This is a genomic window from Paenibacillus sp. FSL H3-0321 (genome assembly GCF_038002865.1).
In the GTDB taxonomy this organism is placed as follows: Bacteria; Bacillota; Bacilli; order Paenibacillales; family Paenibacillaceae; genus Paenibacillus_AQ.
Window position 1 is genome coordinate 276,548 of record NZ_JBBODH010000001.1, and the last position, 21,508, is coordinate 298,055.

Below are 21,508 nucleotides of genomic sequence, written 5' to 3' on the forward strand. Positions count from 1 at the left end.
ATGAGCATCAAGAAGGTAACATTCTTGGCGGCAGCCATTCTATTTTTTGGCATTAGTGTAATTCTTTTTGTTTTTCGAAGCTTAACTGAAACAGGAACGGATGTTGTTGCTGTAAATGATATTACACAAACGATTGTTGAACATTGGGACACTCTGGATCAGTCTGCCTTGCCGGGTCGTCAATACAGCTTGGAATATACTGTACTGGATAGCCACGGGGAGCTGGTTGGGGCCACAAGACGTGGATTAAGTGAGAATATAGACTCTGCTATCTATAATCGGGATACGATTGTGGATATTACGCGCAATGACACGGTATTGGGGAAAGTAATTTTTTATAATAATACAACTGAACGATGGAAGCATCACAGGGATAAGCTGCTTGTTATTTTTGGAGTTAATATCATTTTTATCATTTTGTTTTGTTTAATCTATGCAGTATATATCGACAGATCTATTTTTCGCCCTTTTCGTAAGCTGCAGGCATTTGCCCGTCATGTGGCAGAGGGCAAGCTGGATATGCCGCTCGAAATGGAAAAGGGCAACGGGTTCGGTGCATTTGCAGAAAGCTTTGACTTAATGAGAGAGGAACTCGCGAAAGCGCGCGAGAACGAAAGATTGGCAAATCAGAGCAAAAAGGAGCTGGTAGCCTCACTTAGCCATGATATAAAAACGCCTGTCGCCTCCATTAAGGCTGTCTCCGAAGTTATGATTTTGAATTCTGTTATTGAGGAGGACATAAGCCAGCTGGAAGTAATTAATGCAAAAGCTGACCAGATAAATACATTGATCACGAATATGTTTAGTGCAACATTAGAAGAGTTACAGGAGCTAACTGTCACAGTAACGGAAGAGTCGAGTGTATTACTGGGGGATCTAATCAAAAATGTTGACTATAATAATAGAGCTACTATATCGCCTATCCCCGAATGCATTGTGCTAGTAGATATGCTTCGGCTTCTGCAGGTAATTGACAATATCATAAGCAACTCTTATAAATACGCGGGTACATCCATTGGTGTATTAGCAAACATTAAAGGACAATATCTGGAGATCGAATTCAAAGACTATGGACGCGGGGTCTCTCCGGAGGAAATCCCACTTTTATTCAATAAATTCTATCGTGCCCGAAATTCAGCCGGCAAAAGCGGAACAGGACTGGGATTGTATATTTCCCAATATCTGATGGACAAAATGTCCGGTGATATCAATTGCAGGAATATAGATGGCGGTTTTGTGGTGATCTTAAGATTACATATCGCGTAAAAAGATTTTAGGATTGGTTAAGAACTGTCTAAAGACCCGCTAAGAATTAATAAGCTAAGATAAGACTGTAAATAAAACTTTAACTGCTTTCCAGGCAGTAAGTTTTAACAGTCTTTTTTAATAGGGGGCCACGTAATGAGTCAAGTAATTATCACAACCGATAAGCTTAGTAAATCGTTTTCTACTGGGGGCGTGCAGCAGCACATTCTTAAAAATCTTGATCTGGAGATATTATCCGGGGATTTCACTGTAATCATGGGTTCTTCCGGTGCGGGAAAATCTACGCTCATGTATGCCCTATCAGGTATGGATAAGCCGACGCTAGGCTCCGTTACATACTTTGATCAGGAAATCGCAAAGCTGTCCAATGATAAGCTGGCGGTTTTTCGCAGATTAAATTGCGGATTTGTATTTCAGCAAATGTTCCTGCTCGATAATATGAGTATATTGGATAATGTTATTGCCGCAGGCCTGCTTGTCAGTAATGACAGAAAAGCCATCGCTGCACGAGCAAAAGATCTGTTTGCGCAGGTAGGATTAACTGAAATGATTTGGCGGAAATTCCCTTCCCAATTGTCCGGTGGGGAAGCTCAGCGTGCTGCAATTGTGCGTGCATTAATAAACCAGCCAAAGGTTGTTTTTGCCGACGAACCCACAGGCGCTCTTAACTCCGCGGCAGGTAAAGTGGTACTTGATGTGTTGACCGATCTTAACAGCAAGGGGCAAAGCATCATCATGGTTACCCATGATCTGAAATCTGCAAGAAGAGGAAACCGGATTTTATATATGCGTGACGGTGTTATTCATGGCATATGCAACTTAGGCAAATACGTAAGCGGCGACAGGGAGCGGCACGGCAAGCTCCAGGCCTTCCTCACTGAAATGGGGTGGTAAAGTTGCGGAAATTAGCTATGCTCAGCTTTGCAAATATACGAAAAACCAAAGGACACACGGTTTCACTGTTGCTATTGTTCCTCATTGCCGGATTGCTGCTAAATGCGGGCTCGCTAGTGTTTGTGAATTTTGGCAGTTATTTTGAAAAAGTCACCAAAGAGCTTAAGACAAACGATGTGTACTACCTCTTGCCAAATCAGTTATATACCGGAGAGGTAGATGAGTACATCAGAAATAATAAAAATGTATCAAACATGCACAAAGAGGATGTGTTATGGGCTTCGGCATCCATCCCCTATATTGGTGAAACACGTAAGACCAGTTTTATTCTCAATGATATGGATAAAAAACGTGATTTCTCTAAATGGAGATTTGTTGAAAAGCATTTACCGCCTGATTCCATGTCGATATATGTGCCGTATATATTGAATATTGACGGTGGTTACAAGCTGAATGACAAAATTGAAGTTACCTTGGAAGATGAAGTTCTTACATTTACAGTAAAAGGGTTTACAGAAGATGCCTTTTTCAGTTCTTTTGATACCGGAACTTTAGGGGCTTATCTTCCTCATGAAACCTATGAAAAGCTTGTACAGAAGCTGGGTAACAAATATAGTTCAACACTTGTTTTTGCTGATCTTGATAAAATAAATAATGAAGTTGAAACAGGGATAGGACAATTAATACAAAAGAATCAAAAATTTGCTGTTTCTGCTTTAGCTGCGGAAACCAGTACGGATACATTATCCACCATTGATTTAGATACGTTGAAATCAACCCGTGTTACTATGGCAAATATAGTATCGGTAATGTCCATGGCTTTCGCTATTATTATCGCAGTTGTATGCTTTATCGTAGTGCGGTTTAGAATTGGTAACAGTATTGAAGAAGACATGACCAAAATCGGGTCTTTAAAGGCGATCGGGTATACCAGCAGACAAATTATAGGGTCTATTGTAATGGAGTACATGCTTATTGCCTTGGTTGGCAGTATAGCAGGCATATCGTTGTCCTATTTAGCTACGCCAGTACTTTCTAATATGTTTGCCCATCAATCCGGACTTATGTGGGTGCAAGGCTTCGATGGAGCAATCAGCAGTGTTATTCTATGTACAATTTTATTCATTGTTATCATTGTTTCTTTCATTTCCTCGGGACGAATTCGTAAGCTTAATCCGATTGTAGCCTTAAGAGGCGGAATCACAACCCATAACTTCAGAAAAAACCATTTACCGCTTCATAAGTCAATAGGCAGTCTGCCGGTCGTTCTCGGGTTCAAATCCATGCTGCAAAGCAGGAAGCACACCTTCATGATGGCAGTGATCCTTGCCGCTGTATCTTTTGCCAGTACCTTTGGCTTTGTGATGTTTTATAACACCGTTATTGATACTAAGGCATTTGCAGAGACTCCCGGAGTCGAACTTTCAAATGTGATGGCTGTTTTGAATTCGGATAAGGATCAACCAAAGCTTGTTGAAAACATTAAAAACTTGAAGAATGTAAGAAAAGTGCTGTATCTTGATGAGGCTAAGATAAAGATAGAGAGCTATGATGTAACTGCTTATGTGATGGAGGATTATTCTGCAAAAGAAACAGATATTGTCTATAAGGGAAGATATCCGCTGCATAGCAACGAAGTTGTCCTTGCCGGTATCTTAGCCGACAAACTGGATAAAAAGGTCGGAGACCGTGTCACGATAAAAGTCGGCGCTAAGCAGGCTGAGTATCTGATCACTGGCTTATCTCAAGGTTCAAATATGGGCGGAATGAATGCGTCGATACGACGGGACGGCTTCCTTAAGCTTAACCCGGACTTTAAACAGCAGAATCTGCAAATCTATTTGAACAAAAATAGTAAATCTGATGTATTTATAAACAAGCTTAAAAGCGACTATGGAGATTCAATCTCGGCAACAGTAGACATGGATAAAACCCTGAAACAGGGTATGGGCACCTACTTATCAATTGTCTCGAAGCTTGGGATTGGCATGATGGTTATAACCTTAGTTGTCGTGATTCTGGTTCTGTATTTTGTAATTAATTCATCGGTTATTCGTAAGAAACGTGAACTGGGTATACAAAAAGCAATTGGTTTTACAACCTTCCAGCTAATGAATCAGCTCTCGCTTGGATTTCTGCCGCCTATCATGATAGGCGTATTGCTCGGAAGCGCAGCTGGAATTACCCTAACCAATCCATTCATGTCAGTGGCTATGAGTGCTATGGGGATTATGAAGGCGAATTTTATTATCATGACATCGTGGATTACTTTGTTTGGTGTGGCACTTGTCATTGTCTCTTACTTGACTTCGATGCTGATCACATATCGCATCCGTAAAATATCCGCATATGCTTTAGTAAGTGAGTAAATTCGATAGGGTGGGGACGTGGATAATCACGTCCCTTTTTTAGCTTTAATTTATTTGAAATATTTTATATATAGCGCTCGGTGCGATACTATTGTGAAAATATAATATCATACAGACCACATTTGAAGTTCCACAAACCATTTATTTAAGAAAAATTTAAGATCTACACACCTGGATTTTAAGTTGTTCAGTCTATACTTTGTACCAAGAAGAAATAGGAGGAACATCCAGCCATTTACGAAGACAGTGAGGAAGCCAAGGTTTATCCTGCTTCACTGACAAAAATTATGACCGCATTTGTCACCCTTGAGCATGTTGATGACTTATCTGCAATCGCTCCGGTAGACCGGAGAACGTTCGGCGAGCTTCTTGCAAGCAACTCTTCTATGGCCGGATTTCGCGAAGATGAGGAGGTTACATATTAAAAACGGAGGTGTCTTAGTGAAAAAAATCTTCATGATTGCATTAACTATAACCATTTTAATTGGAGGAAGCCTCTACTTCCAAAATCAAAGTAGCTACTCAGAATATGTAAGCATGCAGGCTGACAAAACCATCTCAGAGGAATTAAATGCCGTAGATAACAATCCGAAGAATGTCAAGACAGAGAATGAGAAGTTGGGCAATGAGGAGCCCCCAGAGGAGATTTCTTTGGATGTTACGCCAGATGTTGAGAGAACTCCTGAGGATATCGCCTTGGACAAACGACTTGATGCAGATAGAAAAAGTAATGAAAGAACTTATCGGGAGGAAGGAAGGACAGGGTCATCAATTAGGCCAACGATAGAAATTCCGACTTTGTCTATCGATGATTATATAGGTATCTACAAAACTGTTGATGCATACATGAGAGAAAATTCGGATCGGTTTCCCGAGCCGGCAGACAATGGCACCAGAGGAAGCACTTCTGATCCGAGAATCCAAAATATTCTATATGCAGAAGAAAAATCAGGTATCATAGCAGGATTTGAAGATGAAAACCTGGTGGCATGGGCAGTGAAAAAGCTGGACGGAGCATATACCAACCTCTTGCTAGGGAGAACGTCTGCGGAAGAGGACTGGCAAGTTCTCTCAGAAGGAGACGTATATCAGTTGAGAAAGGAAATTAGCGATGGAAATTAAAGCGGAAAATGTAACAAGAACATTTGGAACGAAACGGGCCATTGATGAACTGAATTTTATTTTGCCTGAAGGTGTGTACGGACTTTTGGGAGATAATGGGGCAGGGAAAAGCACCTTGATGCGAATTCTTGTGGCAATCGACCATCAAACTAGTGGCAAGGTTACCTTTAACGGTAAGGATATCTTCCATATGAACGACGACTACCGGAATCTTGTGGGATATATTCCCCAGGATTTCGAGGTGTATCCCGCGTTTACGGCAACAGAATATCTGGAATATATGGGAGCACTGAAGGGTTTGTCAAAAAAGGAACTAAAGCACAAAGTTCCAGAGGTATTACAGTTTGTCAACCTGGAGAAAGTTGCTAATAAAAAGGTCGAAACCTTTTCCGGTGGGATGAAAAGGCGGGTGGGCATTGCCCAAGCCATCATCAACGACCCGAAGATATTAATTTTTGACGAGCCCACCGCTGGGCTTGACCCCCATGAGCGAATCCGTTTTTCAAACATCATAAGCGAAATGGGACAGGATAAGATCATCTTGTTTTCTACCCACATTATTTCGGATATTGAAGCAATCACCACTAATGTGATCATCCTAAATCAGGGCAAAATTAAAGAGCAAGGTAATGTGCAAAAGATGTTATCCGGGATTAAAGGAAAAGTGTTCACCGAGGAGATGGACAGAGAGCGGCTTGCCTCCTTTAAAAAAGAGCACCTGATCGTACGGATCCGGCAGGGAGAAAACGCTGTCAATGTACGTTACTTGGGAGAAAAGGAATCAGGCGCAATCGTATGCGAGCCCACGCTGGAAGATTACTACATCTACTTGGGGAGTGGGAGCCATGCGTAATTTCATTTCACTGGAACTGAAAAAAATACGAAATAAAAGTACGGCGATTATCGGCCTACTCTTTCTCACAATTATTCTGATCCCTTTGTTTCAAACCGCCCGGAGTATCGATGTTTTGGATGATGAGGGAACCATACATAGCGGCATTGGGGGCTGGGATATTTTAAGGGAGCGAACGGTTGAGGGCACGATGACTACAGATTATTTATTACAAATGAAACAGAACTACGAAAACAGTGTGGACAAACCTTATATTGAGGGGGAAGTGGATACAGACCGCAAGCTGGGCAAAAAATTGATGTTTCCTCACGATATGCTGAACTGGGAACTGAATTTTCCATATGAAAAGTACCGTGTGCTCGATAACAGCTTGAATTTAACCAATGAGCAGCTCGCCAGTTTTTATGAGGATTGGAAGGGCAGCTTTACCGAATATTTATCCAATGAACAAAATCTATTTCCTTATACAGAGGAACAAATAGAAATCATATCAGAGAAAATGCAAAAAGTATCCACCCCATTTGTATTCAAATACGATAGCGGCTGGGAGTACCTGAAAATAAGTTTATTAGATACAATCTACCTTTTCTTTATGTTCTTGGCCTTCATCCTATGCGAGGGATTCTCCAGAAACGGCAGCAAAGGAATTGACAAGGTGACCTTATCCACCAAAGAGAGCCGGAGGAAGCTGATCAGCTATAAGCTTGGCGCCGCCAGTGTGTTTTCTACAATAGCCTATTTTGCGTATATTACGATCGTACTGCTGTTTGTTGCTGTAGTCTATACGCTGCACGGCTGGGACTCTTCGGTTCAAATCGGAACGACTACATTTTATTCGATGAATCAGCTTCAAGAAGCGTTACTCTATATTGCCATGGGATACTTTTCCACCCTCGTCGTGACTCATCTTATCCTGTTTTTGTCCGTGATTTTTAAAAGAGGGAAACTGGTATTAGCAATTTCACTGATTTATTTTTATCTCGTCAATACTTATCAGATGGGGAGGGGGGCGCTGATTGAAAAAGTGATGGTCTTCATGCCCCAGAACTTTATCAATAATCTTATAGGCATAGAGAAATTATATTTTGTGGGTAATACTGTGTTTCCTTATGTTTTTGTCGCCCTGTTTCTGGGTACTGTGTACATTCTCTTATCTCGAATCGGTATCTCTATATGGATGAGAAGATATTATTTACAGTAGAGGAAGGTAGGTGAAATCATGAGCTATTTATCAAAATTAAACAGAAGTAAAATCCTAAACATAAACGTATTCGGTTTTTTGTTGGCATTGTTTCTGATACTTACCTTTTACAACTTAGACACCATCAAAACAGGTTATTTAAATCAGGCAAGATATGAGGTAACAGATGGGACGGAATACCGGTATTTCTATCAGCCGGAGGTATTGGATGAAGTTGAGATTAATAAAATTTTGGAAAAATACAGAGAACTTAGCCTGCCAGAAGACAGGAATAAAGCGGATGTTGCAGATTTGCCAGCCTTGGATATGATCGTCCAAGTGTATGGCTCGGACTGGACTGGAATACGGGATGTCTCAGCAGAACAATTCTATCAGGACAGGGCAGACATCATCAGAAGTGCACATGAGGAAGCGGGGAGTTCTAGGAAAGGAAACAGCAACGGGACTTTTGCAGCGGCTTCTCTCTCCGAACCTATCCGGATGGGTTATGCCGAGGGCTGGAAGAACGTTAACTCAGGGATGAACCAGTGTGTTTTTATTGTCCTGATTCTCATTTCCATTCTACTGATCCCCATTTTTAACGAAGATGAGACCTTGGGCGTGGACGGACTGGTGAAATCCACGATGTTTGGGAAACGTAAGCTGAGTAGGGTACGGATCATCAACGCCTTCCAACTCTCTTCACTGCTTTATCTGGCGGCGGTGGCGATTTACATTACGCCTATATTCTTTATGTACGGTTTACAAGGAGCGGATTTGCCTATACAAAGTAGTCCACAATTTTTTTTATCAATGGTTGAGGTGAATTATTTCGAGCAGTTTTTGATCAACCTGGTCATTGGATATGTGGCAATCTCACTGATGACAGGGATTACCTTATTGATCAGCGTATTAGTCACACAGGTTTATACTGGCTACGCCCTGTTATTATTCACCATAGCCATATCTTACGCCATTCAGATGAGCGAGGTATTCTTTCTGAAACATTACGTGGGCAATTTTCTGCCCATGCAGATAGCCGCGTTCAAAAGCTATTACACAAGTTTTGAACCCTATGGAGGTATTTCTACAATCATTGCCGTTCCTTCCATTACTGTTGCAGTTTTATTTATGCTCCTACTATTTTTGCCAAGATGGATTAATAAAATGAGGTTTACTTCTTAAATTGAGCATTATACATAAAGTTAAAAACAACTTGATCGATTCCATCCGAGAAGATTTCATGAATCTGATGCCATCAATTTTTGGTATTCACGAGGTGCATAGCCTGTGATTTGGCGGAACTGCCGACTAAAATGCTCAATATTCATGTATCCGCAAATTGCGGCGATTTCGGAGATCCGATGCGGACTATGAAGCAGCTTTTCCTTGGCAAGACGGATTCGGCATTGAATGACGTCGTCCATGCACGAAATGCCAAAGGCTGACTTATAGATGGCCTGTAAATAGCCAGAACTGAGATGCACATGTTCGGCCATAGCCGGAACGGCCCACGGATGACCCGGGTTATTGTATATCGCTTTGCGCAGATTCAACAGATTTTGATAATGAGGAGTATTATTCGTACTGTGCGAAGCTTCAATAAGCTTATTGATGATAATTCGGAATAAGTAATCCATAGACAGCTCCCGGTAAGCGCAGGAAAAGAAATGTTCAGCCGTAAGCAACTGAAACAATTGGTGGAAATATTCCGGGTCGGGCATGGGAAAGGGAACTCCATGTAGTAGCTTTGATTCCTTCAAATGAATTTCGTCTGAATCAAAATGAATCCAGTCATTCCCATAGCTATCTGCACAGGCCCGGTAGAGTATCTTTTGATGTGGTTGGAAGACTACCGCGCAGTTAGCAGGATATTCCTTCATCTCGCCCTCAACCCAGAATTGGGCGGGTGTTCTGGTGAGAATGAGCAACCATGTATTATGTCCTTCAGGGACGTCATAAACAAAATCTGCGGTATGGATGGCATCATATCCGGCATAGTATATTCTTATCATATCATTAGCCTTTCTTAGAATAGATCAAATATACGACAGTATACATCATTCAATAGAGCCGTGTCATTAACTTATAATTTCATGTATATAATTGAACTGAAATTCTTCTATTTCGGGATTGGCCGTGACTACAGAGAATGTTTGGACTTCCGGCCGCTGTTAGGTTTGGATTTCCTGAATTTAACCGCGAATCGCAGTAGAAATCCAAACCTTGCCCATGCTTCCGAAGAGAGCTTTCCTACGGAAAGCTTTCAGGCGGACGCTATCGCTCCTCCAGTTCCAAAATTCCCCTCCGCCACTTTTCCCTAAATGTAATTCTCAAGTTCAATCTGTTTCTATCCATATGAGAAATAATCAATCAATCAATCAATAACATTCAATTATGAGGTGAAATCATGAAGTACAGCAATCCCGTAATTAAAGGTTTCTATCCCGATCCAAGTGTTTGTAAAGTTAATAATAAGTATTATCTCGTCAGCAGTTCCTTTCAATATTATCCTGGTGTACCTTTGTTCGAAAGCGATGATTTAGTGAACTGGAGACAAATTGGACATTGCTTAACAAGACAATCACAAGTTCATCTTGAGAAGATAGACAGTTCTGGAGGAGTTTTCGCATGCACTATCAGATATCATAACGGTCGTTTTTACATGACCACCACTAATAATTCTACCGGGCAAAATTTCTACGTTTGGACTGATGATATCTACGGCGAATGGTCCGAGCCCATCTTTGTGGACCAAGGGGGGATAGATCCCTCCTTTTACTTTGAAGGTAATTTAACCTACTTTATGAGCAACGGCACTGATGACACTGGAAGGAACAGCATCTTTCAATGTGAGATAGATATCGAAACTGGTGAGAAGCTTACACCAAGCCGCGTGATTTGGCATGGAACAGGGGGACGTTATCTGGAAAGCCCTCACCTGTATAAAATCAATGATCTCTATTACTTAATGGCAGCAGAAGGCGGAACCGAATATGGACACATGATTGTATATGCAAGAGGCAATTCCCCTTACGGACCTTTTGAAGCGTATCCCAATAACCCCGTTTTAACAAACAGGAATCTGGGGGGATATGAGATACAGGGTGTAGGCCACGGAGATTTAATTCAAGATCACGATGGAAATTGGTGGATTGTTCATTTGGGGTTTCGGCAAATCGGCAGATGGGTTATGCATCATCATCTGGGGCGGGAAGTGTTTTTGATGCCAGTTACTTTCCATGAAGATCATTGGTTTACGGTGGGAGACGATGGGACGACTCAGGGGGAAGTTGAAACAAACTACATTCCCAATTCGGCAAAACAGATAGAACAGATGCAATATACTTTTCATAATACAAGCTGGGATATAGATTGGTGTTACTTACGTTATCCCGATAAACAGAATTATTTGCTGGGCGATGGGGAATTGAAATTAAGAGGTTCACAGATTTCATTAGATACGGCGGATTCCCCGACCTTTATAGGCTTGCGGCAAAAGGATTTCCATGCTGAAATCTCCTGTGAGATTAGAGTGAATGATGGTGAAGCGGGAATAACGTTATATATGGATGAGCATCATCATTATGATTTCGCTTTGAGAAGAATAGGGGAGCGAATTGAAGCCGTTAAGCGTCTGAACATCGGAGACATTAAGACCATACACGATCAATCAGACCTAAATTCAAATGTAGCCATTTTAAAAATTATTTCAAATCATGACACTTACTCTTTTCAGGTAATAAGCGATGGCATAGAATTTGATTTGGGCTCTGCGCAAACCAGATACCTCTCCTCAGAGGTTGCCGGAGGTTTTACCGGCGTTGTAATCGGGTTATATTCCCAGGATGGAAGCTGTTCGGAATTCAATGACTTTAGCGACTTTAAATGTACGTATTTTAATTAACAACATGCATTTTGGCGAAAAACCCTCATTATTGCTGACGAGGGTTTTTTCAATGTTGTGTGGGAAGAATAATGTATGGGTTTTGACCATTTCAATTTGGATTGATACAATAAGGCAAACTATGTCGAATGACTTTAAAATCAGGTGGGGTGATTTAAGCTTGCAACATGAAAATGAACTTTTGGAGGTATGGTTGTCTTGGTCCCGCATCAATTCAAATTTAAGTGAAAAGTTAGAACAAGCTCTGCTGAACAATTATAATTTATCTTTGAAGGAGTTCTATGTTTTAAATTTCATATCCAATGCTGAGGAAAAAAAATTACGGCTACAGCAACTTCAAGAACTTGTGGGACTAAGTCAAAGTGCTATATCGAGACTCGTCGTTAGAATGGAAGCTAAAAACTGTAGTGCGTTAGAAAGACATATATGCGAGGATGACCGGCGTGGTATTTATACTCGAATTACAGAGTTAGGCGAAAATAAATACCAGCGGGCACTTCAGACCTTTAATCAGGTCTTACAAGCAGAACTAAAAAAAGATGGATTTAATTCAGAAGTAAAGAATCTGACGAAAAAATTGTTTTTGTGACCAGTGTAGAGATCTTGTAAGTAGAGTTGAGATGATTGTTAAGTTTAGGATTACGACTTGACATACTTATTTTTCTCCGGTAAATTATATGCATGCGCATGCTTTATTCATTGTTACTGTAATTCAATTCAGCTGATAAGGAGTGGATAGCTATGAAGGTGTTAGTAGTCGGATCGAATGGACAAATCGGACAGCACCTTATTCAACAGTTGAAAGCAAGCAACGATCACACCGTCCGGGCGATGGTACGGAATAAAGAACAAGCCGATACATTTGTACAACAGGGAGTCGAAACTGTTCTCGCGGATTTGGAAGGGACAGTAGACTCCATTGCAACGGCCGCCAAGGGTTGTGACGCTATTGTGTTTACGGCTGGATCAGGTGGAAAAACGGGTGATGACAAAACACTGTTAATTGATTTGGACGGTGCAGGAAAAACTATTGAAGCTGCTGAAAAAGCAGGCATTGACAGATTCATCATGGTCAGTGCAATTCAGGCGAATAACCGGGACAACTGGCACCATAATATTCTACCGTATTACGCAGCTAAGCATTATGCAGACAAAGTGCTCGAAAGCAGCAGTCTGACATACACGATTATACGTCCAGGAATTTTATTGAATGAACCAGGAACGGGAAAGGTGTCTGCTGCGGAAAATATCACTGTTGGCAGTATCCCTCGTGAAGATGTAGCGCGTACCATTGTGGCTGCTTTGGAAGAGAAGCACACCTATAAGAGTGCCTTTGATCTGATTGCTGGTTACGATCCGATTCCTGATGCATTGCAAAAGTTCTGAAAAACCCAGTAAATAAACTTAGGCGCTGCAAAGTAAAGATTAGAATAAACTGAAAGTACATACATGCTTGCGCATGCATGATAAATTTAATATATAAGAGCAAAAAGGGGAGCGTATATCCATGATAGATTTGTTTAGCCCATATTCTTTTAAAAGTTTAGAATTGAAAAACCGTGTTGTGATGCCTCCAATGTGTCAATACTCCGTCGACAATAAAGATGGTATTGCCACAGATTGGCATTACATGCACTATGTTAGCCGTGCTGTAGGCGGAACTGGTTTAATCATAATTGAAATGACTGATGTAGAGCCCGATGGGCGCATTTCCGATTTCGATCTTGGTCTTTGGTCAGATGATCAGATTCCGGCTCTGAAACGGATTGTAGATGCTTGTCATAGTCACGGTGCCAAAGTGGGAATCCAAATCGCTCACGCTGGACGCAAGGCGGAAGATGCTGAAGTTCCGGTAGCCCCGTCAGCAATCGCTTTTGATGAAAATTCTAAACAGCCCCGGGCACTTACCACCGCAGAAGTAAAAGAAATGGTTGAGAAATTCCGCACTGCTGTAGCTCGCGCTGTCCAGGCTGGATTCGATACTATTGAACTTCATGGTGCGCATGGCTATTTGATCCATCAATTTCATTCTCCACTAACGAACAAACGGGATGATGAATATGGTAAAGATCTTACCTTGTTTGGCCGGGAGGTTATTCAGGCTGCAAAGGCCGAGATGCCGGAGGACATGCCACTAATCATGCGTATATCAGCTAAAGAATACGTTGAAGGTGGTTATGGGATTCAGGAAAGCATTGCTTTTGCCAAGGAATATCAAGTTGCAGGAGTAGACATGTTTGATATTTCATCAGGTGGCGAGGGAGCTATTGCTGCATGGGGCAGACCAGGAACTCACGCAGCTTATCAAGTTCCGCTCGCTAGAGATATCAAACAAGCACTCGATATTCCAGTGATCGCTGTTGGAAGATTGGATGATCCAATTTTGGCGAATGCAGTCATAGGAAATGAAGAGGCAGATTTGATTGCAGTCGGAAGAGGAATACTGAGAAATCCATATTGGGCCTTAGAAGCTGCATCAAAGCTGAGAAAAGAAACAGCAGTTCCTAAACAGTATACTAGTGGATTCTAAGCTCGATTTGTCGAGAAATTAATGAGTATTATACGAAAAAAACTTAGGAGGTTTACGATGTTTAATACCGAATCAGTACAACCATTACTCCGTCCTTTTACTTTAGGAAATCTTAATCTGTCTAATCGGACAGTAATGGCGCCAATGACCCGGAATCTGTCTCCCAATGGGGTTCCTGGAGCAGATGTTGCTGCATACTATCGCCGGAGAGCCGAAAATAATGTGGGTCTGATCGTAACAGAAGGCACGGTTGTTGATCATGCAGATGCATCCAATCAGGAGAATGTCCCTTACTTTTATGGTGAAGAAGCATTGAAAGGCTGGGCAAATGTTGTGTCTGAGGTTCATGAAGCCGGCGGCAAAATTATTCCTCAAATCTGGCACATGGGTGCACGGGGCAACGTCAATGATTATTCCGAGTCCGAAATCAGTGGCATCGTTGATGCTTTTGCACAATCGGCAGCTGAAGCCAAGCGCATTGGATTTGATGGAATTGAAATCCATGGAGCTCACGGCTATTTGATTGACCAGTTCTTTTGGGAGAAAACTAATGAGCGTACTGATCGTTACGGAGGCAGCATGATTGCACGTACCCGCTTTGCGGAAGAAGTCATCCAAGCTTGCCGCCAAGCCGTAGGCCCCGACTTTACCATCGTGCTGCGCATCTCACAGTGGAAAGGAACGGAATATACAGCCAAATTAGCGAAAACACCCGACGAGCTTCAACAATTTCTGCAACCTTTGGTTAACGCTGGAGTGGATATTTTCCATTGCTCGACACGGCGTTTCTGGGAACCGGAATTTGAAGGCTCTGACTTGAATCTTGCTGGTTGGGTTAAGAAGCTTACAGGCAAACCAACCATTACTGTGGGTTCGATTGGCCTTGATGGTGATTTCATGACTCTTTTCACTGAAGGAAAAGGTGCAGAGAATGCAAGTATCGAGAGATTGGTTCAAAAGCTCGAAAATCAAGAATTCGATCTGGTTGCTATCGGTAGAGCATTGCTTGTAGACCCTGCATGGGTCAGTAAAATTCGGGATGGGAAATTGGATGAATTGATTCCATTTACTCCTGAAGCACTCAAAACACTTTATTGATCGGTAAATAAACCTCTAGAAAACAAAAGACTGGTATTATACCGGTCTTTTATTTATTTTTTTGTACGTCAATCCATGTAACAGAATATGCAGCCCCCCAATGTTAAATTAACGGGTGCACGGGTGGAAGTTCGGGCTACCCGACTATCTATACACGTTGAATGGTACAATGTGAATATACACAGAAATTAACACTACCCGGAGGGATGTTTGGCATGAGCGAATCAAATCAGGAGTATATCGTAATTTCGGGTGCGAGGGAAAACAATCTCAAGAACGTATCTTTGCGCATTCCGAAACGGAAGATCACGATCTTCACCGGGGTGTCCGGATCCGGCAAGTCATCGATCGTCTTCGATACGATCGCCGCAGAATCCACGCGATTGCTGAACGAGAACTTCAGCATGTTCGTGCGAAATTTTCTGCCCCGTGTTCCGCAGCCGGATACGGATGCGATTGAGAACCTGAGCATGGCTGTTATTGTGGATCAGAAGCGGCTGGGTGGGGGATCCCATTCCACATTGGGCACGATTACTGATATTTCTCCCATTCTCCGTCTTCTTTTCTCCCGGGTAGGCCAGCCCTATGTTGGACAAGCGCACATGTTTTCGTTTAACGATCCGCAAGGCATGTGTCCCGAGTGTAACGGACTTGGCCGGCGGCTTGGTGTCGACATGAGCATGGCGCTGGACAAGTCAAAGTCGCTCCATGAAGGGGCTATTATGCTGCCGGACTATTCAGTGAACGGCTGGGAATGGAACATGATCGTGCAGTCAGGAGACTTCGATCTCGACAAGAAGCTGAGCGATTATTCGGAAGAGGAACTGGAGCAGCTGCTGTACGCCAAGGCAAGAAAAGTTAAGATGGATTTCGCCGGCAAGGCAACAAATATTACAGTGGAAGGCGTCATTGAGAAGTTCACCAATAAATACATCAAGCAGGATGTGAAGATGAAGTCCGAGCGCACACAGAAAGCTGTTGCTCCGTATATTTCCGAGGGGTCTTGCTCCAGCTGCCACGGTGCGAGACTCAGTCAGGCCACGCTCAGCTGCAGGATCAATGGTCTCAACATTGCGGAGCTATCCTCCATGGAAGCCGGACAGCTCATCCGCGTCATTCGTGAGATTAATGATCCTGTCGCCGTGCCGGTTGTCAAGTCGCTGACGGAGCGGTTGCAGCATCTGGTGGATATCGGACTTGATTACTTAACGCTGGACCGTGAAACAGATACTTTGTCCGGCGGCGAGTCGCAGCGCGTCAAGATGGTTAAGCACCTGAGCGGCAGTCTGGTGGATGTCACCTACATCTTCGATGAACCCAGCGTGGGTCTGCACCCCCGTGATGTTCACCTGTTAAATGAACTTCTGCAGAAGCTGCGTGACAAGGGCAATACTGTGATTGTCGTCGAGCATGATCCCGATGTGATCAAGGTGGCGGATCATATCGTCGATGTCGGGCCTCACGCCGGGAGCCACGGCGGCAGCATTGTGTATGAAGGAAGCTTCCAAGGCCTGCTGGAAGCCGGTACGCTGACAGGCACACATCTGAAACGTCCGCTCCAGTTGAAGCAAGAGTGCAGACAGCCGTCCGGTAAGCTGTCCATCAAGGAGGCCACACTTCACAACCTGCGGAACGTGAGTACAGATATTCCAACCGGAGTACTGACGGTAGTTACGGGTGTCGCCGGCTCCGGTAAGAGCACGATGATTAACGAAGTATTCCTCAGTCAGCATCCGGACGCCATCGTCATCGACCAATCGGCAATAGGAGTGTCAACACGTTCGAATCCCGCAACTTACACAGGCATTATGGATGATGTGCGCAAGGCGTTTGCATCCGCGAACAAGGTGAGTCAAGGCTTGTTCAGCTTCAACTCCAAGGGGGCTTGTGAGAACTGCCAAGGGCTGGGTGTTGTGTACACAGACCTTGCCTTCCTCGACAGCGTGAAGCTGCCCTGTGAAGTATGCGGAGGCAGACGATTCAAAGAAGAGGTGCTCGCGTACAAGCTGAACGGAAAATCAATAGCAGAAGTGCTGGAGATGAATGTGGAGCAGGCATTGGCGTTTTTTCAGCTAAAAGAGGTTGTGCGCAAGCTCCAGGCGATGAGTGATGTGGGGCTGAATTATATTACACTCGGCCAGCCGCTCAGCACGCTTTCAGGCGGGGAATGCCAGCGCATCAAGCTGGCCAGCGAGCTGCATAAGAAGGGCAGCATCTATGTGATGGACGAGCCGACGACCGGCCTCCACATGTCAGATATCGGCCACCTTCTGGAGATCATAAACCGTCTCGTGGATACCGGCAATACGGTGATTGTTATCGAGCACAACCTCGATGTGATCAGCCAAGCGGACTGGATCATTGATATGGGACCGGACGGAGGCAGCAAGGGCGGCCAGGTTGTGTTCGAAGGCACACCTCCGCAGATCATCCATGCGGAGCAGTCGATTACGGGAAGATACCTGATGTAATTAATGGCCGGAAGTGTTAACCAATTAATTTAAGATGATGGTAACTAAAAATACCGCCCTCGAAAAGGGCGGTATTTTTAGAAACATATAAGGTTAGAATTGAAAGTCTTCATCCTTCAGCGGTTCCACGTTAAGCGCCCGGATATATCCGTTGCCTTTCTTCGAGAAGAAGTCATGCTGCTTGGTGTGGGTACTAATGCCGTTCTGGACAATCGGATTGATCTCTTCCTCGTCGAACAGAGGATCATGGCCCAGATTCATCATCGCTTTGTTAGCGTTGTATCTGAGGAAGGTCTTGACCTCGTCCACCAGTCCGATGGGAGCATAGATCTGCTCCGTATAACGTTCTTCATTCTCATGCAGCAGGCGGAGCAGTCCCACCAGCGTCTGGTGCAGGTCGCGCTGTTCGTCTTCCGCGAGGCCGTCAAAGATCTCCTGCGCCAGCACCCCGACGTATACCCCGTGAATGCTCTCATCCCGCAAAATAAGGTCGATGATCTCACCGCTGCAGGTCATTTTACCCTGGCCGGCCAGATACAGCGGGTAGAAGAAGCCGCTGTAGAACAAGTAGCTCTCCAGCAGCACTGAGGCCGCCATAGCGAGATACAGGTCTTTAGGCGAGTCTATATTTTTGTAATATTGTGATATGGTCTCCGCCTTGAACTGCAGGTACGGGTTCTCTTCCACCCAGCGGAATACACTGTCTATCTCCTCTGTGGAGGCTAATGTAGTAAAGATGCTGCTGTACGACTTGGCGTGGATCTGTTCCATCATGCCCATGAAGCCCAGCACCGCCTTGCGCTGAAGGCCTTCAACATGCTCCATAATCTGGGGCATACCGACTCCGCCTTGAATCGTATCCAGCAGTGTCAGGCCGCCCAGCACCTTCATATAAGAGTCCTTTTCCTGCTCACTGAGCGTGAGCCAGGACATTTTATCATCGGACAATGGAATTTCATCATCTGTCCAGAATTGCATAATGTTCTGATTCCAGAACATCAATGAGAAATCGTCGTCGGGACGGTTCCAGTTCACGGCTTGAATAGCGCTCATAATCGTGCAATCTCCTTTTTTTGCGGCAATAGCCTTCCATTTAGATCGAGCAGGTGAGGCATTCCTCGACGGACAGCTTTTTGGTCCGGGTGTAATACAGCGACTTCAGTCCTTTATGCGCTGCATACAGGTAGGAGCGGGCCAGTTCCCTGGTGGATACATCGCTGTTGACATGCAGCACGGTCGAGATGCCCTGGTCGATATGAGGCTGAATTTCTGCGATCAGATCAATGACCTTGAACTGATCCATCTGGTAAGCCGATTTATAGAAGAACACATTGTCCGGCCGCAGGTACGGCATCGGATAGTATGTGGTTGAATTGGCATAAGTCCGGGTCTCAATCTGCTCCACAATCGGCATAACGCTCGAAGTGGCATTCTGGATATAGGAGATACTGGCTGTTGGCGCAATCGCCAGGCGGTAAGCATGGTACAGACCGTTGGCCATTACTGCATCCCGCAATTGTTCCCAGTCTGCAGGTGACGGGATATACATATCCCCGAACAGCTCCTGCACTCTTGGTGTAGCCGGACGGTAATCCGTTGTCAGGTAACGCTCAAAATAAACTCCGGTGGCATAGTCTGATGCCTCGAAGCCATGGAAAGATCGGCCGGTTGCGGCAGCGATCTCCATGCTCTTCTCCAGGGAATGGAAGTTCATTGTCATGAAGAAAGTCCGGGCAAAGTCGCGGGCTTGCTCGCTTTCATAAGCGATGTTGTTCTTCGCGAGATAGCCGTGAAGATTCATGACGCCTAGACCAACAGAGTGCATCTCTTTGTTCGCTTTAGCTACGCCAGGGGCATTGGAGATACTGGTCATATCGCTGACAGCAGTCAGGGCGATCATACCTTCATGCACGGATTCGCGGATCTTGCCGTGTTCCATCACGTTGACAATATTCAGGGAAGCCAGATTACAGCTTACATCGCGGCGGATGGTATCCTCCTGCCCGTAGTCAGCAATCTCGGTGGTCTCCTGGAGCTGGAAGATTTCGGTACAGAGATTGGACATTTTGATCTGTCCGACATTTTTCAGGGCATGGGCCGCATTGGCGTTGCTCTTGTTCATGATATAAGGGTAGCCGGATTCCAACTGGATCATGGCAATTTTGGTCAGCATATCCCGTGCGCTCATGGCCTTCTTCTTCTTGACACGCGGATCGGCCAGCAGCTTATCGTACATGTCATCCAGATCCATATCGTCGAGATGCGTGCCATAGGCCTTGTACACAGTGTATGGGGCAAATACATGCAGCGGTTCATTGTCCTTCGCCAGCTTATAGAAGCGGTTCGGAATGATCAACCCAATGGACAGGGTTTTGAGCCTTGTTTTCTCGTCGGCGTTAATCTTCTTGCTGTCGAGGAATTCCAGAACATCCCAGCCAAAAATGTTGTAGTAGGCTGCTCCGGAGCCTTTGCGTTGGCCCATCTGATCAGCATAGGAGAAGCCGTCCTCCATAAGCTTGAGCACAGGCATAATGCCTTTGGCTGCATCCTCGACACCCTTGATCGTCTCCCCGCGCGAGCGCAGCTTGGACAGGTTAACTGCCACACCGCCGCCGATCTTCGATAGCTGCATGCAGGTATTAAGCACGTAGTTGATGGAATTGAGCGAGTCGTCCATTTCGATAAGGAAACAGGAGACGAGCTCACCGCGCCGGCTTTTACCGGCATTCAGGAAGGTTGGAGTCGCAGGCTGCAGACGCTGCTCCATCATTGAACGGGCAAGCACTCCGGCAGTATCGGCGTTGCCGCGTCCCAGGTGGAGGGCGACTGCCGCCACACGGTCCGGGTAGTGCTCCAGATATTGCTTGCGGTCATTACTTTTTACAGCGTAGTCCATGTAGAATTTCGAAGCTGCCATATAGGATGGGAAGCTGAAGTTGTAGCTATGGGCAATCTGGTAGACTTGCTCAATTTCCTCTACGCTGTACTGCCCGTAAAAGTTCTCGTAGAAATCCTGTTCAATCATGTAATCGACCTTAGCGTTTGTATTTGCAAAAACCAGGCTCCGCCGCTCTACATCCCGCATAAATTCGGCTACTGCCTCAAGGTCTTTGTCCAGTTGAAAGAAGCCGCTCTCGTCCCGCTTCATTAACATGTTGTTCAGTTCAATATGCCGCAACCCGGCTCACCTCCTGTTTAATTCGTTCCACATCGCCAAATGTACCCGATAACTCAAATTTACCGATAACTGGCACATTGTACTGGTCTGCAATCAAGTCTGCACTGTTTGCAAACAGCTTGCCCCAGTTCTTGTTGCCGCTGGCAGCGATGCCTTTCAGATTGGCATAATTGTTCCCCAAGAAAGCTGACACCTTCTCTGGAATCTGTCCAAAGCCGGTGGTATATGTAATTAGCACATAGGGCTCGTCAATCGTCATATGCTCATCAATCTGCACAGCCGGCAGCTTCAGCTTGCCGATGAAGCGTTTGACGTTTCCTGTTTTTGAATCATACGCGACTAGCATGGTGTCAGTCCCCCTGTAAATATTGAAACTCCTCTTAAAATTGTAAAGATTGAATTGCTTAGTTTTAAATACTGAAAAATCATATTAACACTATATTTAGTGTGCGTTGTTTATTTTAATCACTATATGTTGGAAAGTCAATATTGACAAACCACCTTATTCGTTATAAATCCGTCTAGTAAGCGCTTTGCTAGAGTATCGGAATCCCATAACTTCAGGCGCTGCAAGCACTTTTCCGCTTCTGAAGAAGCTGACACATTTGTAAGGGGGCTCCCCATTACCTTATTATCTGTC

The 21,508-nt window shown here is 44.3% G+C and carries 17 protein-coding genes; 13 read left to right on the forward strand and 4 right to left on the reverse strand.

Annotation, left to right across the window (positions count from 1 at the left end):
• From MHI45_RS01125 to MHI45_RS01155, 7 genes are all read left to right on the forward strand, one after another.
• Positions 1-1,266, forward strand: coding sequence for a HAMP domain-containing sensor histidine kinase (locus MHI45_RS01125; protein ID WP_076113948.1), 1,266 nt, complete (start codon positions 1-3; stop codon positions 1,264-1,266).
• Between the two features lie 135 nt (positions 1,267-1,401).
• On the forward strand, positions 1,402-2,160 hold the full coding sequence (locus MHI45_RS01130) for an ABC transporter ATP-binding protein (RefSeq protein WP_076113947.1): 759 nt from the start codon (positions 1,402-1,404) through the stop codon (positions 2,158-2,160).
• Positions 2,161-2,162: 2 nt separating this feature from the next.
• On the forward strand, positions 2,163-4,529 hold the full coding sequence (locus MHI45_RS01135) for an ABC transporter permease (RefSeq protein WP_076113946.1): 2,367 nt from the start codon (positions 2,163-2,165) through the stop codon (positions 4,527-4,529).
• Between the two features lie 441 nt (positions 4,530-4,970).
• A complete protein-coding gene (locus MHI45_RS01140) occupies positions 4,971-5,651 on the forward strand; it encodes a hypothetical protein (RefSeq protein ID WP_076113945.1) in 681 nt (226 codons plus the stop codon).
• Positions 5,641-6,504: an ABC transporter ATP-binding protein gene (locus tag MHI45_RS01145; RefSeq protein WP_076113944.1), complete on the forward strand. Its 864-nt coding sequence runs from the start codon at positions 5,641-5,643 to the stop codon at positions 6,502-6,504. Before MHI45_RS01140 ends, MHI45_RS01145 begins: the two co-directional genes overlap by 11 nt.
• Positions 6,497-7,705, forward strand: a complete 1,209-nt coding sequence (locus MHI45_RS01150; RefSeq protein WP_076113943.1) for an ABC transporter permease — start codon at positions 6,497-6,499, stop codon at positions 7,703-7,705. Before MHI45_RS01145 ends, MHI45_RS01150 begins: the two co-directional genes overlap by 8 nt.
• Positions 7,706-7,723: 18 nt before the next feature.
• Positions 7,724-8,869, forward strand: coding sequence for a hypothetical protein (locus tag MHI45_RS01155; protein ID WP_076113942.1), 1,146 nt, complete (start codon positions 7,724-7,726; stop codon positions 8,867-8,869).
• Positions 8,870-8,925: 56 nt separating this feature from the next.
• Here MHI45_RS01155 and MHI45_RS01160 read toward each other — a convergent pair whose 3' ends face one another.
• Entirely contained in the window at positions 8,926-9,567 is a 642-nt protein-coding gene (locus tag MHI45_RS01160) for a helix-turn-helix transcriptional regulator (RefSeq protein WP_341118830.1), read from the reverse strand.
• Between the two features lie 527 nt (positions 9,568-10,094).
• Between MHI45_RS01160 and MHI45_RS01165 the strand changes: the two genes are divergently transcribed.
• The 6 genes from MHI45_RS01165 to MHI45_RS01190 all read left to right on the forward strand — a co-directional run bounded on the left by MHI45_RS01165 (position 10,095) and on the right by MHI45_RS01190 (position 17,690).
• Complete coding sequence (locus tag MHI45_RS01165; protein ID WP_076113940.1) at positions 10,095-11,591, forward strand: glycoside hydrolase family 43 protein; 1,497 nt, start codon at positions 10,095-10,097, stop codon at positions 11,589-11,591.
• A gap of 121 nt (positions 11,592-11,712) precedes the next feature.
• Entirely contained in the window at positions 11,713-12,180 is a 468-nt protein-coding gene (locus tag MHI45_RS01170; RefSeq protein ID WP_076113951.1) for a MarR family winged helix-turn-helix transcriptional regulator, read from the forward strand.
• A 152-nt stretch (positions 12,181-12,332) separates the two neighbouring features.
• A complete protein-coding gene (locus tag MHI45_RS01175; protein ID WP_076113939.1) occupies positions 12,333-12,977 on the forward strand; it encodes an SDR family oxidoreductase in 645 nt (214 codons plus the stop codon).
• A 121-nt stretch (positions 12,978-13,098) separates the two neighbouring features.
• Positions 13,099-14,121: an NADH:flavin oxidoreductase/NADH oxidase gene (locus tag MHI45_RS01180; RefSeq protein ID WP_076113938.1), complete on the forward strand. Its 1,023-nt coding sequence runs from the start codon at positions 13,099-13,101 to the stop codon at positions 14,119-14,121.
• 57 nt (positions 14,122-14,178) lie between these two features.
• Entirely contained in the window at positions 14,179-15,219 is a 1,041-nt protein-coding gene (locus MHI45_RS01185) for an NADH:flavin oxidoreductase (protein WP_076113937.1), read from the forward strand.
• Positions 15,220-15,434: 215 nt separating this feature from the next.
• Positions 15,435-17,690, forward strand: coding sequence for an ATP-binding cassette domain-containing protein (locus tag MHI45_RS01190; protein ID WP_076113936.1), 2,256 nt, complete (start codon positions 15,435-15,437; stop codon positions 17,688-17,690).
• A gap of 93 nt (positions 17,691-17,783) precedes the next feature.
• Here the strand turns inward: MHI45_RS01190 and nrdF are convergent, their stop codons facing one another.
• From nrdF to nrdI, 3 genes are read right to left on the reverse strand one after another with little or no spacing between them, the layout of a single operon-like run.
• A complete protein-coding gene (gene nrdF / locus MHI45_RS01195; protein ID WP_076113935.1) occupies positions 17,784-18,743 on the reverse strand; it encodes a class 1b ribonucleoside-diphosphate reductase subunit beta in 960 nt (319 codons plus the stop codon).
• Positions 18,744-18,783: 40 nt separating this feature from the next.
• A complete protein-coding gene (gene nrdE, locus MHI45_RS01200) occupies positions 18,784-20,868 on the reverse strand; it encodes a class 1b ribonucleoside-diphosphate reductase subunit alpha (protein ID WP_076113934.1) in 2,085 nt (694 codons plus the stop codon).
• On the reverse strand, positions 20,855-21,214 hold the full coding sequence (gene nrdI / locus MHI45_RS01205; protein WP_076113933.1) for a class Ib ribonucleoside-diphosphate reductase assembly flavoprotein NrdI: 360 nt from the start codon (positions 21,212-21,214) through the stop codon (positions 20,855-20,857). The genes nrdE and nrdI overlap by 14 nt, the downstream gene beginning before the upstream one ends.
• Positions 21,215-21,508: the final 294 nt, after the last annotated feature.

Excerpts from the sequence above, each read along its gene's own strand:
- MHI45_RS01125 (WP_076113948.1), top strand. The coding sequence starts at position 1 with ATGAGCATCAAGAAGGTAACATTCTTGGCGGCAGCCATTCTATTTTTT.
- MHI45_RS01130 (WP_076113947.1), top strand. The coding sequence starts at position 1,402 with ATGAGTCAAGTAATTATCACAACCGATAAGCTTAGTAAATCGTTTTCT.
- MHI45_RS01145 (WP_076113944.1), top strand. The coding sequence starts at position 5,641 with ATGGAAATTAAAGCGGAAAATGTAACAAGAACATTTGGAACGAAACGG.
- MHI45_RS01150 (WP_076113943.1), top strand. The coding sequence starts at position 6,497 with ATGCGTAATTTCATTTCACTGGAACTGAAAAAAATACGAAATAAAAGT.
- MHI45_RS01155 (WP_076113942.1), top strand. The coding sequence starts at position 7,724 with ATGAGCTATTTATCAAAATTAAACAGAAGTAAAATCCTAAACATAAAC.
- MHI45_RS01160 (WP_341118830.1), bottom strand. The coding sequence starts at position 9,567 with ATGAAGGAATATCCTGCTAACTGCGCGGTAGTCTTCCAACCACATCAA.
- MHI45_RS01165 (WP_076113940.1), top strand. The coding sequence starts at position 10,095 with ATGAAGTACAGCAATCCCGTAATTAAAGGTTTCTATCCCGATCCAAGT.
- MHI45_RS01170 (WP_076113951.1), top strand. The coding sequence starts at position 11,713 with ATGTCGAATGACTTTAAAATCAGGTGGGGTGATTTAAGCTTGCAACAT.
- MHI45_RS01175 (WP_076113939.1), top strand. The coding sequence starts at position 12,333 with ATGAAGGTGTTAGTAGTCGGATCGAATGGACAAATCGGACAGCACCTT.
- MHI45_RS01180 (WP_076113938.1), top strand. The coding sequence starts at position 13,099 with ATGATAGATTTGTTTAGCCCATATTCTTTTAAAAGTTTAGAATTGAAA.
- MHI45_RS01185 (WP_076113937.1), top strand. The coding sequence starts at position 14,179 with ATGTTTAATACCGAATCAGTACAACCATTACTCCGTCCTTTTACTTTA.
- MHI45_RS01190 (WP_076113936.1), top strand. The coding sequence starts at position 15,435 with ATGAGCGAATCAAATCAGGAGTATATCGTAATTTCGGGTGCGAGGGAA.
- nrdF (WP_076113935.1), bottom strand. The coding sequence starts at position 18,743 with ATGAGCGCTATTCAAGCCGTGAACTGGAACCGTCCCGACGACGATTTC.
- nrdI (WP_076113933.1), bottom strand. The coding sequence starts at position 21,214 with ATGCTAGTCGCGTATGATTCAAAAACAGGAAACGTCAAACGCTTCATC.